This is a genomic window from Cupriavidus sp. GW823-FHT06D04, assembly GCF_058795055.1.
In genome coordinates, this window is the sequence record NZ_JBXAHL010000037.1 from 13388 (window position 1) to 31500 (window position 18113).

Here is an 18113-nt window from a genome sequence, read left to right on the forward strand (position 1 = left end):
CAGCCTTCGGCTGCGGCGCGGCCTCAGAGCAGCCCGAGCTGGCGCGCGATGGCCACTGCCTGGGTGCGGTTGCTGGCGTGCAGCTTGGCGCTGATATTGCGCAGGTGCGTGCGCACCGTGGTTTCGGACACGAACAGCCGCTCGGCCATGGCCACATTGGAATAGCCCTCGGCCAGCAGCTGCAGCACCTTCTGCTCCTTGGGCGTCAGCGGCTCAACCAGTGCGGCCGGTGCCGGCCGGCCCGCACCGGCGGCCTGCTCGCCCCCGGCCTGGCCGCAAGCCTGCAGCAGCTTTTCCACGTAGGGAGCAGGCAGGCTGGCCGACTGGCGCGAGCAGGCATCGGCCACCAGCCTGCGCACATCGTCGCCCTCGTCGGCAAAGATGCGGACAAAGCCTTCGGCAGCGCCGAAACGCAGCGCCTCGCCCATCACCACCAGCGCGTGCGCGCCGTCACCAGTGCGCTGGCACGCCTGCGCCAGCAGGATGCGCAGCTTGAGCGCGCGGCGCATCAGCTGGTTGCCCGCGGCAGCCGCCAGCTCGCGCTCGATGGCCTCGCGCACCGGCGTGCCCGGGCGCGCATACAGGTCCAGCCGCAGCCGGCCAAGGGTGATGTCCTCGACATCACTGGCAAAGGAGCTGACCCCGGGCCGCGTGCGCCACAGCGCCGGATCGGCGGCACGTTCGATCGCCTCCTGCGCCGCGTGGACATTGCCCTGGCGCAGTGCCAGCCGTGCGCGCTCCAGCATTGCCGCCATCACCAGCCGCGTCAGCCCGCGGTGGTGCCCCAGCGCCTCCAGTTGCGCCAGCCATTCATGCGCCTGGTCGGCTTCGCCGCGCTCGAAGGCAATGCGGGCCAGCACCGTGTGCCCGGTGATGATCTGGTCAGGCAGCCCGAGGTCGCGCGACAGCGGCAGGTAGACGTTGAGCAGGCGGCTGGCGCGCTCGGAATCACCGCTTTCGTACAGGCCTTCCGCCAGCAGGATGCCGGCCATGGCGTTGCCGTTGGTGGGCCCGAAGCGGTTCGGCAGCATCGTGCTGGCGGCGATGCGAAACCGTGCCAGCGCCTGCTGCAGCCGCCCCTGGCGCAGGTCGATCAGCCCTTCGACCGACTCCGAGAAGATCTTGTTGAAATTGCTGTCCGAGCCGCGCACCGCGTGCCGCGCCACCTGCAGCAGCCGGCGCGCCTCCGGGTAGTCGCCGGCGACTGCAGCCAGGCGCGCCATCGACGTGCCCAGGATCGCATCGGGGAAGGCATAGCCCATCGGCAACGGCGGCAGCTCATTGCGGGCGAAGGCGCGCGCATCGTCGAAGCGGTCCATCATGTTCAGCAGCATGTGGCGCAGCGCGCGGATATGCGCCAGCAGGTCGCCGGCCGCGCCCTCGGTGGGGATCTGCTGCAGCAGGGCAATGGCTTCGGCCGGGCCGCGCGTGAACGACACCGCCCAGACGCGTGCGATCTGCAGCTTGGGCCAGCGCGCCAGTTCTTCCGCCGGCACCGCCTCCAGCCAGCGCGTCAGCAGGCGCATGCGGCCCTGCGCCAGCAGGTCGTCCGCGGCGCCGTCCAGCAACGGCAGCGCGCGCGCCAGCGCACCGGCCGCGAAGGCATGCTCGATGGCGGGCACCGGGCGCCCCTGCGACTCATACCAGCGCGATGCCGACAGGTGCAGCTGCGGCACGGCGTCAGGCATGGCCTGCGCCAGCTGGCCGCGCAGGAAGCCGGAAAAGAGGCTGTGATAGCGGTACCACTGTTCCGATGCCGAACCGGAGCCACGTTCGCCATAGCGCTCGCTCTCCAGCGGCAGCAGGAACAGGTTGGCGCGCTCCAGCCACGCCAGGATCTCGTCGCTGCTGCCAGCGGTCGCGGGCTCGCACACGGCGTCGCACAGCGGCCCGCACAACTGGTCCAGGATCGACGTGCGCAGCAGGAAGTCACGCACCGGCTCGGGCAGGTGCAGGAATACGTCTTCGACCAGGTAGTCGGCGATCGCCGCGTTGGAGCCGGAGAAGCCGGCGATAAAGCCCTCTGGCTGGCTGCGCCGCTCCAGCGCCACCGACGCCAGCCACAATGCCGTGGCCCAGCCCTCGGTACGCCGGTGCAGCACGCTGATGGCCGCCTGCTCCAGCTTCAATCCGCGCGCATGGCGCAGGAAGGACGCGGTTTCGCCAGCGGAAAAGCGCAGTTGCGCGGGCTCGATCTCAAGCAGCTCGCCGCGTGCGCGCAAGCGGCCCAGGCCGGATTCCGGCACCCAGCGCGTGCCGATCACCACGCGGCAGCCGGGCGGCAGGCTTTCCACCAGTTGCCAGACCAGTCCGGTCACGGCGGCATTCTGGATCGCTTCGAAATCATCGAGGAACAGCGTGAAGGCGCCATTGTGGCTGGCCAGGCGGTCGATCAGCGCGAGCGCCTGCTCGCCGGGATCCTGGGCCAGCGCCCCGTGCGCGGACCGGCCGGGCCCGCCGCCGCCAAGGCCCTGCGCGATGGCAGCCTCGACCGAACCCAGGAAGCGCGAGGCATCATTGTCCGAACGGTCCAGCGTCAGCCAGGCGGTGCGCCCGCCCGCGGCCTCCAGCCGCGCGCGGCACTGGAGCATGGCCGTGGTCTTGCCGAAGCCCGCTGGTGCGCGCACCAGCACAAGCTTGACAAAGCCCGCCGCGCACACGGCCTCGCAGATCGCCGCGCGCTCGACCTGGAACGGGGTCAGCAGCGGCGGACGCAGTTTGGCCGCCAGCGATGCGGCGCCGGCGGGCGGCGGCGGGCGCCGGCCGGTCTCCTCGATACTTGCCATTGGCTGTTGTCGTCTCCCGCACATCGCTGCCGTTGCAGGCCGCGCGATGCGCCGCCCGCGCTGCGGATGCAGCCGGGCGGCCGTGGCTGTGATGTAACGGAGGATTATGACGTAAACCGCCGCACTGGCGAAAATGCGGGCGGCGGCAAGCGGCCTACACCAGTTTGTTGGCGTGGCCGGCCCAGTAGCGGTCGCGCAGTAGCCGCTTGAGCAGCTTGCCGGTCGGCAGGCGCGGCAGCTCGGACTCGAAGTCGACCGAGCGCGGGCACTTGATGGCCGACAGGCTGGCGCGGCAGAACGCGATCAGTTCCGCGGCCAGCTCGGGCCCGGCCTGGCCCATGTCGGCCGGCTGCACCACGGCCTTGACCTCTTCGCCGAAGTCCTCGTTGGGCACGCCGATCACGGCCACGTCCATCACCTTGGGATGCGTCATCAGCAGATTCTCGGCCTCCTGCGGGTAGATGTTGACGCCGCCGGAGATGATCATGTTGGCCTTGCGGTCGGTCAGGTACAGGTAGCCGTCCGCATCCGCGTAGCCGACATCGCCGATGGTGCTCCAGTCCGGCTGCTGCGGGTGGCGCGACTCCGCGGTCTTGGCCTCGTCATTGTGGTACGCAAAGGCGCGGCCTTCGGCAAAGTAGATCGTGCCCGATTCGCCCGGCGGCAGCAGCGCGCCGTCCGGTCCGCAGATGCGCAGCTTGCCGACCATGGCCCGGCCCACCGTGCCCTTGCGCTCCAGCCACTCCGGCGTGCTGACCACGGTCACGCCATTGCCTTCCGTCCCTGCGTAGTACTCCCAGATCACCGGTCCCCACCACGCGATCATGGCTTCCTTGACCTGCACCGGGCACGGCGCGGCCGCGTGGATCGCCACGCGCAGCGACGACACGTCATAGGCCTGCCGCTGCGCCTCGGGCAGCTTGAGCATGCGCGAGAACATCGTCGGCACCAGCTGCGTATGCGTGATGCGGTGCTGCTGCACCAGCTGCAGGTAGTGCTCGGCATCGAAATGCTCCATCACCACCGCGGTCCCGCCCAGCGCCTGCACGGTCATGTTGTAGCGCAGCGGCGCCGCGTGGTACAGCGGCGCGGGCGACAGGTAGCGCGTCTCGGCATCGAAGCCATAGAGCCGCTGGCACAGGCTGGTCAGGGTCGTGGGATCTTCGATATTCGCGCTCGACGGCGGCGCATACACCCCCTTCGGCCGGCCCGTGGTGCCGGACGAATACAGCATGTCGCCGCCGGTCACTTCGTCATCGATGCGCGTTGCCGGGCAGCGCGCCAGCGCGGTCTCGTACGCGTCATAGCCCGGCACGGTGCCATCCAGCATCAACCTGCCACGCAATGCCGGCGTCTGCCCGGCCAGGGCTGCCGCGACCTCGGCCTGCGCGTGCGTGGTGACCAGCAGCTTCGCGCCGCTGTCATTGATGATGTAGGCGGCATCGGCCACGTTCAGCCGCGTGCTCAGGCAGATATAGACAATGCCGCTGCGCTGCGCGCCCCAGCACAGTTCGAACAGGCGCGGATGATTCTCGATCATGAACGCCACGCGGTCACCGGGCTGCAGTCCCTGGCTGCGGAACAGATGGGCGACCTGGTTCGAGCGTTCGTCCAGTTCGCGGTAGGTGACGACTGCGCCGCTGCTGCCCATGATGACGGCTGGTTTGTCGGGCGTGCGCTGCGCGTGGATGTGCGGATGCATGGCGTTGAACTCCTCGACGGGTGTCGGTGTGTTGGCGGATGCCGATCCCGCATTCTCGGAACGTCGGCCGGTTCAACAATCGTCGGAAGCGACGAAGCGACACCGCCGCCGCTTTGCCGCAGTGCCGCAAAACAGGGCCGCGGGCGCGTCGGGACAGCTTCGTCCGATGCGACGATGCGCCACCGGGCGGCCTGGCACGATGATGCCCGCCAGACTACCGCAATCACGCCTCACCCCCATTCCAAAGGAGCCAAGGTGGATTTCCAGTTCAGCGAAGAACAGTCGATGCTGCGCGACACGCTCGCGCGTTACCTGGCCGACCACTATGATTTCGAAGCCCGCCGCGCTGCCGTGCAGTCCGCCGCGGGCTGGCGCCCGGATTGCTGGCGCGCATTCGCGCGCGAGCTCGGCATTCTCGGCGCGGCCTACCCCGAGACGCTGGGTGGCCTGGGCGGCGGCGCGGCCGAGCACATGATCGTGATGGAGCAGCTGGGCCGCCATCTGGTGCTGGAGCCCTACCTGGGCACCGTGGTGCTGGGCGGCGGCGCGCTGATGCACAGCAGCCCCGAGCTGGCCGCGCAGTGGGTGCCGGCCATCATCGGCGGCGAAGCCACCGCCGCCTGGGCCCACGCCGAACCCACCAGCCGCTATTGCCGCCACGACGTGCAGGCCAGCGCCGCGCGCCAGGGCAACGGCTACAAGCTGAGCGGGCACAAGCGGGCCGTGGTCGGCGCGCCGTTCGCCACCCACCTGGTGGTCAGCGCCCGCACCTCCGGCGCGCGCCGCGACCGGGACGGCATCAGCCTGTTCTGGATTGCACGCGACACGCCGGGCGTGACGCTGCGCGAGTACCCGACCTTCGACGGCCTGCGCGCCGCCGAGGTGCTGCTCGACAACGTGCAGGTGCCAGCCAGCCAGCGCATCGGCGCGGAAGGCGAAGCCTTTGCGCTGATCGAACAACTGTGCGACGAAGCCATGGTCGCGCTCTCTGCCGAAGCCAATGGCGCCATGGCCCGCATGCTGGCCGACACCATCGACTATGCGCGCCAGCGCAAGCAGTTCGGCGTGCCGATCGGCACCTTCCAGGTACTGCAGCACCGCATGGCCGACATGTACATGCAGCTGGAGCAATCCGTGGCGCTGACCCAGGTGGCGGCGATGCAGGCCGCCAGCGCACCGCAGGCACGCGCCCAGGCGGCGTGCGCGGCCAAGATCCAGGCCGGCCAGGCCGGTGCCTTTGTCGGCCAGGCGGCGGTGCAGATCCACGGCGGCATGGGCGTCACCGAAGAGCTGGCCGTGGGCCACTACTTCAAGCGCGTCACCGCGATCGACCTGCAGCTGGGCTCGGCCGAGCACCACCTGCGCCGCTACGCCGACCTGCTCTACCCCGCCCAGGCCGCGGCCTGAAGCCGGCATTCCCGAACACAGACGATTACCCAGCGAGGCCCGTCGATGAATCTCGATTTCTCCCCGCAAGACCAGCAGTTCCGTGAAGACGTGCGCGCCTGGATCGCCCAGGCCTATGACGCCGACCTGCGCGCGATGATGGCGCAGTCCAAGAACGGCTACCTCGACAAGGCCGCGCAACTGCGCTGGCAGAAGGCGCTGCACGCGCGCGGCTGGGCCGCGCCGAACTGGCCGAAAGAATATGGCGGCCCGGGCTGGAGCTCGACCGAGCGCTTTATCTTCCAGTCGGAACTGGCCGCCGCGGGCTGCCCGCCAGTGTCGCCGATGGGCCTGAAGATGGTGGCGCCGGTGATCATGAAGTACGGCACGCCCGAACAGAAGCAGCGCTTCCTGCCGCCGATCCTGAGCTCGGATGTGTGGTGGTGCCAGGGATATTCCGAACCGAACTCCGGCTCCGACCTGGCCTCGCTGCAGATGCGCGCCGATCATGGCACCGACAGCGACGGCGAGCACTACATCCTGAACGGCTCCAAGATCTGGACCACGCATGCGCAGTGGGCCGACTGGATGTTCTGCCTGGTGCGGACCAGCCGCGAATCGAAGCGCCAGGAAGGGATTTCGTTCCTGCTGCTCGACCTGCATACCCCCGGCATCACGGTGTCAGCACTGCCGACGCTGGACGGTCCCATGACCGGCCAGCAGGAAGTGAACCAGGTGTTCTTCGAGAACGTGCGCGTGCCGGTGGCGAACCGCATCGGGGAGGAAGGCAAGGGCTGGACCTATGCCAAGTACCTGCTGGAATTCGAGCGCGGCGGTACGTATAGCCCGATGCTGCGCAAGCAGCTGTCGAAGATCGCGGATATTGCCGCGGAGCAGCCTGCCGACGACGGTGGCCGCTTGCTGGACGATGCCGCCTTCCGCCGCAAGCTGGCGGCGCTGCACCTGCGTGCTGCCGCGCTTGAAGCGGTTGAGTTGCGGGTGTTCTCAGGCGTGGAATCCGGGACCTCGATCGGGGCCGCGTCGAGCATGCTGAAGCTCACGGGCACTGAAACCCTGCAGGCGGCCAGCGAACTTGCGGTGGAAGCCGCGGGGCCGGCGGCGTTGCCGTTCGTGCAGGACACCTGGGCTCAATTGCAGGGACGCGAGGCCGCGCCGCGTGTCGGGCCTGAATATGCTGCCGTGCTGGCGCCGCGTTATTTCAACTATCGCAAGGCGTCGATTTACGGAGGGTCTAACGAGATCCAGCGCAATATCATTGCCAAGCTTGTGTTGGGGCTTTGAGCGTTCGTGTACCAGTGATGGTTTCAAGAGCAGCCGCCGTGTGCGGCTGTTTTTTTTTGGAGTTTGGCGATATCGCATCAACGCCTTCGGTTGCGCTCCGCGCAAACGCAGAAAAACCGACAGGGCACTTTGGGCCTGCGCAGCGGCCGTAGGCGTCCCCGCAATGCCGTTTGCAGCAGGCGGCCTACGCCCTGCATGGGGATCGTTCAATAGTGGGTTAACGCAGGCACTGCCCCACACTCACATGGCGTAGCAGGGTCGAAAGGGCACCCACGCCCAAACGGCAAGCACCACCGTGCGAACCACCAACACCGTGGAATTGATTGCCAGCCGCATAGGCGACGCGTTTTTTGGTTACTTTTTGTCGCTCGGACAAAAAGTGACTCGCCGGCTACGCCGGCGAAACAGCCCACGCCTGCCAAGAGCCACAGACCGACCGCTCCAATCCGCCAAAAGCGCTGAAAGCCCCTCCTAGGGTTCTCTCCTAGGGTTCACCCTTAATTGACGGCTCATCCCTCACGCCCATATATTTTTATGAACATATAGTACATTTTTGAACATAAACACAGCCAACAGGCAGACAAAATGCCCCTAAAGATCGGAATCAACGGCGCCGGCATCGGAGGCCTCGCCGCAGCCATCGCACTACGCAAGCTCGGCATGGACGCCATCGTCTACGAACAAGCCCCCCGCTTCGCCCGCGTAGGCGCCGACATCAACCTGACCCCCAACGCCGTACGCGCCCTCGACGGGCTAGGCATCGGCGCCGCCCTGCGTGAAACCGCCGCACGCCCCAGCCACCGCATCAGCCGCATGTGGGACACCGGCGAAGAAACTTCCCGCCTGCCGATGCAGGAAGACGCCGAGCGCCGCTACGGCGCCCCGCAGCTGACCATGCACCGCGCCGACCTGATGACCGCACTGGAAGCCGCCGTGCCGTCCGAATGCGTGCGCCTTGGCCACAAGGCCGTGGCCATCGAGCCGCATGCCGATGGCGCCACGCTGCGCTTCGCCAATGGCGCAAAGGAGCGCGTCGATGTGCTGGTCGGCGCCGACGGCATCCACTCGACCGTGCGCACCGCCCTGTTCGGCCAGGAAAGCCCGATCTTCACCGGCGTGGTGGCCTACCGCGCGGTCGTTCCGGCCGAGCGCCTCGCCGGCGTGCCCAACCTGGGCGCCTTCACCAAATGGTGGGGCCCGGAGTCCGCCACGCAGATCGTCACCTTCCCGCTCAACCGCGGCCGCGACATCTTTATGTTCGCCACCGTCGCGCAGGAAGCCTGGCGCCATGAGTCCTGGACCACGCCGGGCCGCGTGGAAGACCTGCGCAGCGCCTATGCCGGCTTCCACCCCGAGGCCCGCGCACTGCTGGATGCCTGCGACGAGGTGCTGATCTCCGCGCTGTACGTGCGCGACCCGCTGCCGGCATGGTCCGCCGGCCCGGTCACGATAATGGGCGACGCCTGCCATCCGATGATGCCGTTCATGGCGCAAGGTGCAGGCATGGCGATTGAAGACGGTGTAGTGCTCGCACGCTGCCTCGCTGATAGCGCGCGCGGCGGTGCCGCAGGCGTGCCCGCCGCGCTGGCGCGCTACCAGGCCGCGCGCCACGAACGCACCAGCCGCATCCAGATCGGCTCGCGCAGCAATGCCTGGCTGAAGGAAGGCGGCAATGCCGACTGGGTGTACGATTACGACGCTTGGAACGTCGCCCTCGGCTGAAGCCGAGGCGATCGTTTCCGCCGGCACGGCCGCCTGCGCGGCCGTTTTCCGTTGACAGCAGACACCACCATGCCCAAGTCCCGCCCACAGCCTGACCTTGCCGACGATGCCGATACGGAAGACGCCCGCGAAGCCCAGCTGGTCTCGCCGGTGATCCGCGGCCTGCGCCTGCTGCGCTTCATCGCCGAGGGCGGCGCCACCGCCAACCTGAGCGAAGTGGGCCGGCGCATCGACGTGAACCGCGTCACCGTGATGCGGCTGCTGGACACACTGGAGCATGAGGGCATGGTGGAACGCCTGCCGCAAGGCGGACACCAGGTAGGCTTCAACTTCCTGAAGCTGGCCTCGCGCGTGCTGGCCACCAATGACCTGACCAGCTTTGCCGCACGCGTGCTGGCCCGGCTGAGCGCGTCGCTGCAGCTGTCGGCCTACCTGGCTGTGCGCGATGGCGGCGATGCACTCTACCTGCTGCGGCAGATGCCCGCGGCCTCGCTGGTCAGCAATATCCAGGTGGGCAGCCGCGTTGCCGCGCACCTGACCACGCCCGGGCGGATGCTGATTGCCGAGCTGCCGCCGGAGACGCTGCGCGAGCTGCTGGGGCCCGATCCGCTGCCGACGGTCACCGGCCAGAGCCCGGCCACCCACGCGCGGCTGGCCGATATCCTTGCCGCCGACCGCGAACGCGGCTGCGCCTGGAGCTTCTCCGCCTATGAACCGGGCATCGATTCCTGCGCGGCACCGGTGCGCGGCGCCGACGGCGACGTGATCGCCGCCATCAGCGTGGCGGGACCGCAGCAGCGCTTTGAAGCCGATGGCGCGCTGCGCGAGCGCGTGGCGAAGGAAGTCAGGCAGGCCGCGCGCGACCTGTCGGGCCTGATGGGGTACCGCTGTGCCACTACTCCGCGGTAATCCCGTACGCCTTGATCAGCTTCGCCCACGCCGCGGTTTCCTCGCGGATGCGGGCCTCGAGCGCCTGCGGCGTGCTGCCCACCGGCTCCATACCCTGGCGCTGCAGCTCGGCACGCACCGCGGGCGTTGCCAGCAGCGCGCGCACGTCGGCGCTGAGCGCATCGGCCGCCGGCTGCGGCGTGGCCTTGGGCACCAGCAGCGCATACCAGGAACTGACGTCGATGCCGGGCACGCCCTGCTCGGCCAGCGACGGCACGTTCGGCGCGGCCGGCGAGCGCCTGGGCTGCGTCACCGCCAGCGCGCGCAGCGCGCCGGACTGGATGAACGGCGCCAGCGTCGGCCATGTGCCGAACAGTACCGGCACCTGCCCGCCCACCACGTCGTTGAGCGCCTGCGTGGTGCCTTTGTAGGGCACGTGCAGCAGCGTGATGCCGGCCTTGTTGCGGAACAGTTCGCCGGCCAGGTGCAGGCCGCTGCCGACGCCCGGGCTGGCGTAGCCCAGCGGCTTGCCGGACTTCTCTGCCTGCTGGGCCAGCCTGACCAGCTCCTGCACGGAATTCGCTTTCACTGACGGATGCACCGCCAGCACGTTGGGCGAGCCCGCCAGCAGCGACACCGGCCGGAAATCACGCTCGACGTTGTAGGTCAGCGCCGGCATCAGCGTCGGGTTGATGGTCAGGTTGCCCGCCGGGGCCACCAGCAGCGTGCAGCCGTCGCCCGGTGCGCGCCGCACCGTGTCAATGCCGATATTGCCGTTGGCGCCAGGCTTGTTGTCGACCACGAACGGCGTGCCGCGCCGCTGCTGCAGCCCGTGCGCCAGCGTGCGCGCGAGCTGGTCTGCCGGGCCGCCGGCGGGGAACGGCACCACGATGCGCACGTTCGCACAACCGGCGGCCTGTACCGCCTGCCACGGCACGCACGCCGCCACCGCAGCGGCCAGCGCCGTGCCAACCAGCCATTGCCGCCGGCGCGGCGACCTGTTGTATCTCTTGCATTGCTGCATATTGCTTCCCATCGGATGGCAGGCGGCGCGCGTTGCCGTCACGCGAACGGCTTCGGCACCTCCGGCCGGTAGTCGAGCAGTCGCGACAGCTCGGCCGCCGCCCGCCTGACCTGTTCCACCACGTTGTCGAGCTGGTCCGGATCGATGCGCGAGGCCGGGATGGTCGCGCCCAGCGCCGCCACCACCTTGCCGCTGCGGTCGCGCACCGGCGCCGCGATGGTGGAGATGCTGGCCTCGAAGAACCCTTCATGCAGCACATAGCCGCGCTGGCGGTCGCGCTGGACCATGTCGTACAGCTCTTCGACGGTGCGCGGGGTGCTTTCGGAATACACCTCCAGGCGCTCCTCCGGATACAGCGCGCGCAACTCCGCCAGCGACAGATCCTCCAGCAGCACGCGGCCCAGCACGGTGGCATGCGCCGGCAGCCGCGTGCCGACATTGACCGTGCTGGCAAACGGGCGCGAGGCCACCGACTTGGCCACATAGACGATGGAGCGCCCGTCGCGCACCACCAGGTTGCACGGATAGTGGATCTCGTCGCGCAGCCGGTCCAGCAGCGGGCGGCCCAGCTCGGTCAGCTCCAGCGAAGCCAGGTAGTCAAAGCCCAGCCGCAGCACCGCCATGCCCAGGCGGAACTCGCGCCCGCCGTCGGTGCGCTCGACGAAGCCCATCATTTCCAGCGTGGCCAGCAGCCGGAACACGGTCGAACGCGGCACCTTGAGCCGGCGCGCCAGCTCGGCCGCCGACAAGGTGCGCTCACGGCTGCTGAATTCGGCCAGCAGCCGCAGGCCGCGCTCCAGCCCCGGCACGATGTACTTGTCCTGGGCGCTCTCTTGGGCGCCCTCCTGGCCGCTTTCCTGCGTGTCTTCCTGCGGCGAATCGGTCGTCATGGTCTGTCTCTGCAATATTCGGTCTTGGCGTAACGCTCTCATATATCACGCCTGCACCCCGTAGGGTACCCGTATTGCCGGCAGACCCCGCCCCGGGCCCGCCTATGCCCCTGGGCGCAGGTAGTCGCGCAGCCAGGCCGCGCATTGCTCGCCCTGGGCGGCGGGCCAGCGCACCACGATGGTCTCGTCGCGGCGGCGCAGCTCGACGCAGATGTCCGACAGCGGCCCGCGCGCGGCCTCGCCGCGCCCGAACAGCCGCGAGAACAGCCCGGCGGCGGCGGGTGCCGGCGGCGTGGACTGCGCCGGCAGCACCGCATGGCCGTTGACCGCCGCGGCCGATGCCACCGGTGCCGCAGGTGCGGACTTCGCCGCCGGCTCGGGCGCTGCTTGCGCCTCCTGCGGCGACAGCCGTGCCAGCAGGTTGGCGCCGAACTCGTCCCACATGCGGTCGGCCTTGGTCTTCATCACGCTCAGGCCGAACGTGCCCAGCCGGCCCAGCACGTCCACCTGCACCTTGATACGCACCTGCGTGCCGCCATCGTCCAGCGCGGTCAGGAAGAGCTCGCTCGACTGGCGCAGCGAGCTGGCCACCGAAGCATCCTCGCCGGTGCCCTCGGTGCGCAGGTAATGCGGCGCGCGTGTCTCGACAATCTTGGTATGCAGACGGAAGCGCGCGTTGATGAAGGCGATCTTGACCGCCATATGGGCGATGTACTCGACATCGCTCAGCACCTCGATCGATTCCATGCCGGGCACGCACGCGCCCATCACGTTGGGGTCGAGCAGCAGCTCCCACACGCGCGCCGGCGGCGCCGCGGTGACCAGGGTCTTTTCAATTTCCACGCATTTTCTCCGCGGCGGACAGGACCGATTCAACGATGCCGACATAGCCCGTGCAACGGCACAGGTTGCCGTTCAGGCCGTGGCGGACCTCGTCTTCGGTAGGGTTGGGGTTGTTGGCAAGCAGCGCGCACGAGGCCATCAGGAAGCCCGGGGTGCAATAGCCGCACTGCAGCCCGCCGTTGTCCATGAAGCACTGCTGCAGCGGATGCAGCTGGCCGTCGGCGGCCAGCCCCTCCACGGTCATCACATGGCGCCCGCGTGCCTGCACGGCGAGCATCAGGCAGGACTTGACCACCTCGCCGTCGACCAGCACGGAGCAGGCACCACAGATGCCGGTCTCGCAGCCGCGCTTGGTGCCGGTCAGGTTCAGGTCGTCGCGCAGCAGGTCGGACAGCAGGCGCCGCGCCGGCACCTCCACCTGGTGTTCTTCGCCGTTGACGGTGAGTTCGATGCTGACTTGGTTCATGAGGACTCCTTACTCCGATGCCACGCCGAACAGCTCGGCAATGGTGCGGCGCGCGACTACCCGCACCATCTCGCGCCGGTAGCTTTCGGACCCGCGCATGTCCGAGACCGCGTTGATGTCCGCGGCGACAATGGCGGCCGCTTCCTCGGCCAGTTCCGCGGTGACGGCCTTGCCGGCCAGTAGCGCTTCGGCGCGGCGCAGCCGGGCCGGAATCGGCGTGGACGCGCCTACCGCCAGGTGGGCCTCGACGCAGAACGCGCCCTCGCGCCGCACCGCCAGCGCCACGCTGGCGAGCGGCCGGTGCTCGGCGGCGGTGCGCAGGAAGCGCGCATAGCGGCCATCGGCGCCGGCACCCGGCGCCGGCACGCGGATCTGCGTGAGGATCTCGTCGGGCGCCAGCGCCGTGACGTAGTAGTCGACCAGGAAGTCCTCGATATCGATCTCGCGCTCGCCGCCTCGGCCGCTGACCACAATCCGCGCGCCCAGCGCCATCATGCAGCCCGGCGGATCGGTGGCGGGGTCGGCATAGCAGAGGTTGCCGCCGATGGTGCCCTGGTTGCGCACCTGCGGATTGGCCACGCGCGAGGCCATGCTGGCCAGCATGGGGTAGTGCGCCTGCACCAGCGGCGAGCGCGCCACCTCGGCATGCAAGGTCAGCGCGCCGATGCGCAGGCCCTCGCGCGCATCGAAGGTGATGCCGCGCAGCGCATCAAGCCGGCCCAGCGAGACCAGGTGGCCGGGCGTCAGCATGCGCTGGCGCATGCCGAGCATCAGCGCGGTGCCGCCGGCAAGGATGCGGCAACTGTCGCCCAGGTCGGCCAGCATCTGGCTGGCCTCGGCCACGGTGGCCGGCTCAAGGAATGCAAAGTCACGCATGGGCGGCCTCCTTCTGCTTCAGTTCGCGCAGGCCAGCCAGCACCTTCTCCGGCGTGATCGGCAGCGACTGGATGCGCACGCCCACGGCGTCGAACACGGCATTGGCGATCGCCGCCGCGCCCGGCAGGATCGCGGTTTCGCTGGCGCCCTTGGCACCATAGGGGCCGTTGGGATCGTTCGATTCCACCACGTCAGTGCGCAGCATCGGCACTGCGTCGGCGGTAGGCATGGTGTAGTCGGCAAAGTTGCCGTTCATCAGGCGGCCATCCTCATATTGCAGGTTCTCGTACAGGGTCCAGCCGATCGCCTGCACGGTCGCGCCGTGGGTCTGGCCGTGCACGGCGAGCGGGTTGATGGCCTTGCCGCAGTCGTCGGCGACAAAGCTGTCGATCACGGTAACCTGGCCGGTGCTGGTGTCGACTTCCACTTCCACCGCCTGTGCCGCGAAGGAGTGCGCGGGCGCGACGTTGCCGTAGTAGTCGGCATCGTGCATCACCGTGGGCGCGTCATAGGTGGCGCGAACATGGATGCCCTCGCCGCCGTGGCGGAAGATATGCAGCCGCGCGATCTCCGCCAGCGTGGCGGACTTGTCGGGCTGGTCCGGCGCGGCGATGCGGCCATCGGCAATCTCCAGTTGTTCCGCGTCCACGCCGAGCTTCTCCGCCGCGAGTGCCAGCAGCTTCTGCCGCGCCTCGCGCGCGGCACGCAGCACTGCATTGCCGGCGATGATGGTCACGCGCGACGCCAGCGAGCCCAGGCAGAACGGCGCGGTATCGGTATCCGGCGCCATCACGGTGATGTGCGACAGCGGGATGCCCAGCTCCTGCGCGCAGATCTGGCTGAGCATGGTGTTGGCGCCCTGCCCCATGTCGCATTCGCTGGTCTGCAGCATTACGCGGCCGTCCTCGTTGACCTTGAGCAGGATGGTCGAGCCGTCCCAGTTGCCCAGCGTGCGGTTGCCGCTGACGTGCATGGCCGCGGCAATGCCCACGCCGCGCCGGCGCGTGCCGGTGCTGCGCGGGGCGGCGCGCTTCTCGTCCCAGCCGATGGCCTTGCGGGTCATGTCCAGGCACTCGGCCATGCCGGTGCTGCTGATCTTCCAGCCATGCACGCTGGTCTCGCCGGCGCCGATCGCATTGCGCTTGTGCACCTCCACCGGGTCCATGCCGACCATGCCGGCCAGCACCGTCAGGTGGCAGTTCAGCGGAAACTGCATCTGCTGCCCGCCAAAGCCGCGGAAGGCGCCGCGCGGCGGGTTGTTGGTATAGGCCATGACCGCGTGCGAGCGCACGTTCTGCACGCGGTGCATATTGTCGCTGCGCATGACGGTGACGTGCATCACGTCACCGGCAAGCCCGGAGTAAACGCCGCATTCGGCCGTGATGCGCACATCCTTGGCCAGGATCACCCCGTCCGCCGACAGCCCCATGCGCAGCCACACTTTCATCGGCACGCTGGCGCGCGCGCCCTGGAAGTCTTCCAGCCGGTTGTTGACCAGCCGCACCGGGCGCTCCAGCCGGCTGGCCAGGAAGGCGCAGATCAGGCTGTTGTTCTCCTCGACGATCTTGGCGCCGAAGCCGCCGCCGGTGGTGGCCTGCACCACGCGGATGGTCGAGACCGGCCGGTCCAGCGCCTCGGCCAGCCGCGCGCGCGCCAGGAACACGGACTGGGTCGAGGCCCACAGCGTGAGCCGCCCGTTGCCGTCCTGCGCCGCCACCGAGGCCATCGGCTCCAGGTAGCCCGGATACTGCGAGTGCATGTCGTAGGTGGCCTCATACACCGCGGCGCAGGCTTCGAACGCGGCATCCACGTCGCCCCGCACGATGTGCATCTCATGGCCGATATTGCGCGTGCCGGCATGGATCTCGGGTGCGCCCTCGGCCAGCGCCGCTGCGGGCGTCAGCAGCGCGGGCTGCGCCTCATACTCGATGCGGACCAGGTCCAGCGCGTCGCGCGCGATTTCCTCGCTGACCGCCACCACCGCGGCCACTTCCTCGCCGACGTGGCGCACCACGCCGCAGGCCAGGATGCGCTGCTCCTTGCGGTGCGGGCCCCAGTTGCGGGTGGGCACATCCTGCCCGGTCACCACCAGCTTGACGCCGGGCAGCGCCTTCGCCGCGGCGGTGTCGATGCGCACGATACGCGCGTGCGGGTGCGGGCTGCGCAGCACCTTGGCGTGCAGCATGCCGGGCAACTTGATGTCGCCGGCATACCGCGCGCGCCCCATGACCTTTTCCCGCGCGGTCACCTGCGGCGTGGAGCTTCCCACGATGGCCTTGCTCATGCCGGCCTCCTGCTTGTCTGGTTGCATGAATGCGATGCGGTGCGTCATTCCGCCGCGATCGCGAGGTCGCGGATCACCTTGCCCAGCCGCTCGTAGTCGGCCGCGTTGACCTTTTCCAGCGCGGCCGGGACGCCGCCCACCGGGCTGGCGCCGAAGGTGGCCATCTTCTCGGTCACGTCGGGCAAGCGCAGCACGTCGTTGAGCTGCTGGTTCAGCACCTTGACCACCTCGGGCGGCGTGCCCTTGGGCGCCATCACGCCATGCCAGGCGCCGACCACCACGTCCTTGTAGCCAAGCTCGGCCAGCGTCGGCACGTTGGGCAGCAGCGGCGAGCGCTTTGCGTCCGTGATCGCCAGCGGGATCAGCCGGCCGGTGTTGATGTACTGCGCCACCGGGCCCAGCGTGACGTAGGCAAAGTTCACGTGCCCCGCCACCACGTCGTTGACCGCCGGCGCCACGCCCTTGTACGGCACGTGCTGGATCTTCACGCCCGCGGCGCGGTTCAGCATCTCGCCGGCGATATGCATCGGCGAACCCGCGCCCGGGCTGCCATAGGTCAGCGTCTTGCCGCCCTTGGCCGCGGCAATCATCTCGCCCACGGTCTTGATGCCCGCCTGCGGGTTGGCCACCAGCAGCACCGCCTGCACCGCGGTCTGGATCACGGGGGTGAAGCCGTACAGCGGGTCATAGCTGGCCGACGGCGCCAGCCTGAGCACCATCGGCGCCAGCGTGAAAGGGTTGGGCGTGTACAGCAGCGTGTAGCCGTCCGCCGGCGCGCGGCTGACAAAGCTGGCGCCGACCACGCCGCCGGCGCCGGGGCGGTTCTCGACAATGACCGGCTGCTTCAGGCGCGCCGACAGCTTATCGGCATAGAGCCGGGCCATGGCGTCGGTGTCGCCGCCGGGCGGATAGGCCACGACCATGGTCACGGTCTTGGCCGGATACGCGGCGGTGGCCAGCGCGCTGCCCGCGGCAAGCGCGAGCGCGGCCATGGCAGTGGCGGCAAGGAAAAGGCGGCGGGGGCGTTCGTGTCTCATCAACAGCTCCTGTGGGGGCGCATTCGCGGTTGGAGTGGGCTGTTTTGCGCACCGCGAAAACCGGGTTGGCTCGGGTTACAACACTTTTGGTTGTTTTATTAGTAAAACGTACGTTCACATCAGGAACGTTATTAATCCTAGGTCGTCAATATTGACAACTCAACTTACGTTAAATACCAATTGACATGGTAATTTTTTATACGTCTTGCCCGTTGCCGTGAAAGCGACACACGGTGGCGGAATTGGCTAGCGGCTGTGAGACAATCTGGCCCGCAAACCGGCCCCGCATGACGGCCGGCAGACCCGATCAAGAGGAACGCATGCCCCGTGACGCCGCGCCCGCCAAGGGCCAGCCCGCGCCAGACACCGACATCACCAGCCCGTGGACCGACCTCGACGAGGCCGGCAGCGGCCTGACCGTCGACAATTTCCTGACCACGATGCTGAGCCAGCTGGTCACCGCGCTGCGCAGCACGGTGACCAAGCCCTATGCGGAACAGTTCGGCCTGACCGTGCCGGAGTGGCGCATCCTGGCGCTGCTGGCGCACGCGCGCGAGCTGCCGTTTGCCGAGCTGGTGACGCAATCGACCTCGGACAAGGCGCTGGTGAGCCGCACGCTGCGGCTGCTGGAGGAACGGGGGCTAGTGCAGCTGACTTCGGCCGGCAACACGCCGCGCAAGAAGCTGATCTGTGCGATCAGCGAAGCTGGTGTGGCACTGCACGACCAGGTGATGCCGCTGGCGCGGCGGGGGCAGGCGCAGGTGATACGGCAGTTGTCGCCAGAGGAGCGCGAAGCGGTCTACCAGGGGCTGCGCAAGCTGTTGCGCGCGCAGGCCTGACAAGGAAAGCGGCTTCCGGACGACTTGCTCGCCCGGAGCCGCCACAGCCAGCGTTTGCCGGGCACCCC

At 68.7% G+C, this 18113-nt stretch carries 14 protein-coding genes; 5 read left to right on the forward strand and 9 right to left on the reverse strand.

Annotated elements, in window-relative coordinates; translation table 11 throughout:
- Positions 1–23 precede the first annotated feature (23 nt).
- Positions 24–2786 carry a winged helix-turn-helix domain-containing protein gene (locus AC1Q7H_RS31625; protein ID WP_041228564.1) on the reverse strand — a complete coding sequence of 921 codons (2763 nt, stop codon included), beginning with the start codon at positions 2784–2786 and terminating at the stop codon, positions 24–26.
- A 154-nt stretch (positions 2787–2940) separates the two neighbouring features.
- Positions 2941–4488 (reverse strand): AMP-binding protein, encoded by a 1548-nt coding sequence (locus AC1Q7H_RS31630; RefSeq protein WP_013952388.1) that lies wholly within the window; start codon positions 4486–4488, stop codon positions 2941–2943.
- Between the two features lie 255 nt (positions 4489–4743).
- On the opposite strand from AC1Q7H_RS31630, the gene AC1Q7H_RS31635 reads away from it, so the two are divergent.
- The 4 genes from AC1Q7H_RS31635 (at position 4744) to AC1Q7H_RS31650 (ending at position 9807) form a co-directional block, all read left to right on the forward strand.
- The gene (locus AC1Q7H_RS31635) at positions 4744–5895 is read left to right on the forward strand and encodes an acyl-CoA dehydrogenase family protein (RefSeq protein WP_211979726.1); all 1152 of its coding nucleotides are present in this window, start codon (positions 4744–4746) and stop codon (positions 5893–5895) included.
- A 45-nt stretch (positions 5896–5940) separates the two neighbouring features.
- Positions 5941–7176, forward strand: a complete 1236-nt coding sequence (locus AC1Q7H_RS31640) for an acyl-CoA dehydrogenase family protein (protein ID WP_492379559.1) — start codon at positions 5941–5943, stop codon at positions 7174–7176.
- Positions 7177–7761: 585 nt separating this feature from the next.
- Complete coding sequence (locus tag AC1Q7H_RS31645) at positions 7762–8898, forward strand: FAD-dependent monooxygenase (protein ID WP_153955493.1); 1137 nt, start codon at positions 7762–7764, stop codon at positions 8896–8898.
- 69 nt (positions 8899–8967) lie between these two features.
- A complete protein-coding gene (locus AC1Q7H_RS31650; protein WP_013952384.1) occupies positions 8968–9807 on the forward strand; it encodes an IclR family transcriptional regulator in 840 nt (279 codons plus the stop codon).
- Here AC1Q7H_RS31650 and AC1Q7H_RS31655 read toward each other — a convergent pair.
- The 7 genes from AC1Q7H_RS31655 to AC1Q7H_RS31685 all read right to left on the reverse strand — a co-directional run bounded on the left by AC1Q7H_RS31655 (position 9794) and on the right by AC1Q7H_RS31685 (position 17206).
- The gene (locus AC1Q7H_RS31655; RefSeq protein ID WP_013952383.1) at positions 9794–10810 is read right to left on the reverse strand and encodes a Bug family tripartite tricarboxylate transporter substrate binding protein; all 1017 of its coding nucleotides are present in this window, start codon (positions 10808–10810) and stop codon (positions 9794–9796) included. The two genes, AC1Q7H_RS31650 and AC1Q7H_RS31655, sit on opposite strands and share 14 nt — an antisense overlap.
- A 38-nt stretch (positions 10811–10848) precedes the next feature.
- Positions 10849–11700 (reverse strand): IclR family transcriptional regulator, encoded by an 852-nt coding sequence (locus AC1Q7H_RS31660; RefSeq protein ID WP_018311864.1) that lies wholly within the window; start codon positions 11698–11700, stop codon positions 10849–10851.
- A 102-nt stretch (positions 11701–11802) separates the two neighbouring features.
- The gene (locus AC1Q7H_RS31665) at positions 11803–12543 is read right to left on the reverse strand and encodes an SRPBCC family protein (protein ID WP_013952381.1); all 741 of its coding nucleotides are present in this window, start codon (positions 12541–12543) and stop codon (positions 11803–11805) included.
- A complete protein-coding gene (locus AC1Q7H_RS31670) occupies positions 12533–13009 on the reverse strand; it encodes a (2Fe-2S)-binding protein (RefSeq protein WP_010811673.1) in 477 nt (158 codons plus the stop codon). Before AC1Q7H_RS31670 ends, AC1Q7H_RS31665 begins: the two co-directional genes overlap by 11 nt.
- Positions 13010–13018: 9 nt before the next feature.
- Positions 13019–13885, reverse strand: coding sequence for an FAD binding domain-containing protein (locus tag AC1Q7H_RS31675; RefSeq protein ID WP_013952380.1), 867 nt, complete (start codon positions 13883–13885; stop codon positions 13019–13021).
- Positions 13878–16169 (reverse strand): xanthine dehydrogenase family protein molybdopterin-binding subunit, encoded by a 2292-nt coding sequence (locus tag AC1Q7H_RS31680; protein ID WP_492379558.1) that lies wholly within the window; start codon positions 16167–16169, stop codon positions 13878–13880. The genes AC1Q7H_RS31675 and AC1Q7H_RS31680 overlap by 8 nt, the downstream gene beginning before the upstream one ends.
- 44 nt (positions 16170–16213) lie before the next feature.
- Entirely contained in the window at positions 16214–17206 is a 993-nt protein-coding gene (locus AC1Q7H_RS31685; protein ID WP_013952378.1) for a tripartite tricarboxylate transporter substrate binding protein, read from the reverse strand.
- A 320-nt stretch (positions 17207–17526) separates the two neighbouring features.
- Here AC1Q7H_RS31685 and AC1Q7H_RS31690 point away from each other — a divergent pair, with 320 nt between their 5' ends.
- Positions 17527–18045, forward strand: a complete 519-nt coding sequence (locus AC1Q7H_RS31690) for a MarR family winged helix-turn-helix transcriptional regulator (RefSeq protein ID WP_492379557.1) — start codon at positions 17527–17529, stop codon at positions 18043–18045.
- Positions 18046–18113: the final 68 nt, after the last annotated feature.